We start from the raw sequence: 2,503 nt of genomic DNA, 5'->3' as shown, positions 1-2,503 counted from the left end.
CCCCCCCCCCCCCCCCCCCCCCCCCCCCCCCCCCCCCCCCCCCCCCCCCCCCCCCCCCCCCCCCCCCCCCCCCCCCCCCCCCCCCCCCCCCCCCCCCACGGCTGGTGCCACGGTGGTTCGCGGTGCATACCGATTACGCGGGCCGGAAGCGTCGGGTTGATCGACCGGTATCGTGGCCGGCGGGTCTTCACCGAGATCCTGGCCGCCAGCGGGCATGCCCGCTCCCGGTTCAGCAGTGCCGGGCAGTGCCCGGGCCGAGATCGGCGGCTTCACGCGTCGTTCCCGGCGGCTCAGCGGAGCAACACATCCACTGCCGCATACACATGCCCCGGACGCGGGTCAGCAGGTCTGAGATTCGGCGTACTGTAGGCGCGTCCGCAGGCACAGCTCCAGATCGTCACGGGTCAACCCGATGAGGGTGTCACGATGCGTGCGGGCCGGGTCGAGAGGTACCGGAACCTCGCAGGGCACCACCAGGACCGCGCAGCCCGCCGCCGTGGCGGCCGCCACCCCGGTGACCGAATCCTCGACGGCCACGCAGTCGCGGGCATCCAGGCCGAGGAGTTGCGCGGCCCGGAGATAAACGGCCGGGTCGGGTTTCCCATGCGGCACCTCGTCGCCGCAGACCGAGACGTCGAACCGGTCCCGGCCCAGCGTTTCCAGGGCCAGCTCGGTGAGCGACCGTTTCGTGTTGGTCACCAGAGCACAGGGCAGGCCGGCTTCCCGCACCATATCCAGCGCCTCCACCGCGCCCGGCCGCCACGGGATCGGACCCGTCATGAGTTCGGTGACCCGCTGCTCCAAGAACCGGCCCGCCGCGTCGACGGCCTCGGGATGCGGGTCGACCCCCAGTTCGGTGAACATGATCCGCAGCGCATTCGCTCCCGACGCCCCGATCAGCGCGTGCCGGATTTCCTGCGTCATCTCCCGGCCGAGTTCCCGCGCCAGCTCACGGACGCCGATATCCCACAGCTTCTCCGAATCGAGCAGCGTGCCGTCCATATCCCACAGGACACCGGCCGGCTGGGCCATAGGGTTCGGACCTTTCGTCATGGTGGATCGGGACGGCACCGAGCCGCGCAGCACGATCGGAAGCCTGGGCCGACGGTAGCCCGGCCCGGTAAGCGGCAGCAAACCCGGCCGGTCGTGGTCACAATACTTGCGAGTCGGTGATAACCAGCTGTCCGCCGTTGGGCGCGACCCGGAACGACCGGCTCTCCGACTGCACCGAGCCGTCGCGCATCGTGTAGGTGACGGTCGCGACCGCGCTGCCGTCACCGGATCGGCTGACCGAGCCGATACTGACCGCGCTGATGGTCGACCAGAAGCCCTGGTAGTCGGCGTAACCACCGGCGACGGCCTGATATTCGGGCGCGAGCTGTGACCATGCGGCGGCGGTGTTGCCGGGCAGCAGCCCGTAATAGCCGCGGACGAACTGTTCCACGCGAGCGGCGGAGGGCGGGCCCGTTTCGGTGGTGGCCGTCGTGGTCGTCGAGGCAGCGGTGGTGGTCGGAGCGCTGGACTCCGCCTCCGGTTCAGGGGTCTGCTCCGGTGTGTCCACCTGGCTGGTTTCGGGCCCGCCGGCGGTGGTGTTGTCATCCCCGCCGGTGACATCGGCGAGAACCAAACCCACCACGACCACCAGGAGCAGCGCGGCGGCACCCGCCAGCACGGCAGTCCGGGACCGTACGCCGGAACCACGTTGGGGGGCCGGGCCGGCGGGTGCGGGCGCGGCGGGTGTGGTCGCCGATCCCGCGGCCGTCGGGGCACCGGCATCCCGGAAGGCCGGCGCCGGGGCGGGCCCCGCAGCAGGTGGGGGCGTCTCGGCGGGGCCCGGCTCGGGATCGGGCCGGTCGAGTGTGGCCGTGGCGGCGAGCGTGGGCGGCAGAACCTTCGTCGTGGCGGACGGCGCGGTATCGGCCGGTTCCGGTGCCCGGCCGGCGGCCACTTCTTCCAGCATGACCCGCGCCTCGTCCATGGTGGGGCGGTTGGCGACCTCGGTCGCCAGCAGCCGCATCACCACCGGGCCCAGCGCACCCGCGCCTTCGGGCGGTTCGACCTGCCCGCCGGCGACCGCGTGCAGTACGGCCAGGGGATTGTCCCCGTCGCCGAAGGGCGGGCGGCCGGTGACCGCGTGGTAGAGCGTGGATCCCAGCGCGAAGACGTCCGAGGACGGTATCGGCTGTTCACCGCGGGCGACCTCCGGGGCGAGGTAGGCCGGGGTGCCCGCCAGGAATCCGGTCGCGGTGACGGTGACATCGCCGGTGGCGCGCGAGATTCCGAAATCGGTGATCTTCACCGTACCGTCGTCGCCGACAAGCAGGTTCGCCGGTTTCACATCCCGGTGCACGATTCCGGCGTCGTGGGCGGGCGCGCGCGCGGCCCCGGGCGGCGCGCCGCGCGAGGGGGGCCTAACCGGGGCGGGCGGGGCGCAGCAGCGGTGGGGGGCGGGGCGTGGTGGGCCGTCCTGCGGGGGAGCGCCGCGGCGGCCAGGACGGTGGCG

Annotated in this window: 2 protein-coding genes; both read right to left on the bottom strand. The window is 73.2% G+C overall.

Annotation, left to right across the window (positions count from 1 at the left end):
- Positions 1-339: 339 nt before the first annotated feature.
- On the bottom strand, positions 340-1,032 hold the full coding sequence (locus QH196_RS10880; protein ID WP_280415643.1) for an HAD family hydrolase: 693 nt from the start codon (positions 1,030-1,032) through the stop codon (positions 340-342).
- 118 nt (positions 1,033-1,150) lie between these two features.
- Positions 1,151-2,353, bottom strand: coding sequence for a serine/threonine-protein kinase (locus QH196_RS10875; RefSeq protein ID WP_280415644.1), 1,203 nt, complete (start codon positions 2,351-2,353; stop codon positions 1,151-1,153).
- Positions 2,354-2,503 lie beyond the last annotated feature (150 nt).

This window comes from Nocardia carnea (assembly GCF_029868325.1).
In the GTDB taxonomy this organism is placed as follows: Bacteria; Actinomycetota; Actinomycetes; order Mycobacteriales; family Mycobacteriaceae; genus Nocardia; species Nocardia carnea_C.
Note: the sequence above shows the minus strand (reverse complement) of the source record. Positions and strands in the feature narration are given on the sequence as shown.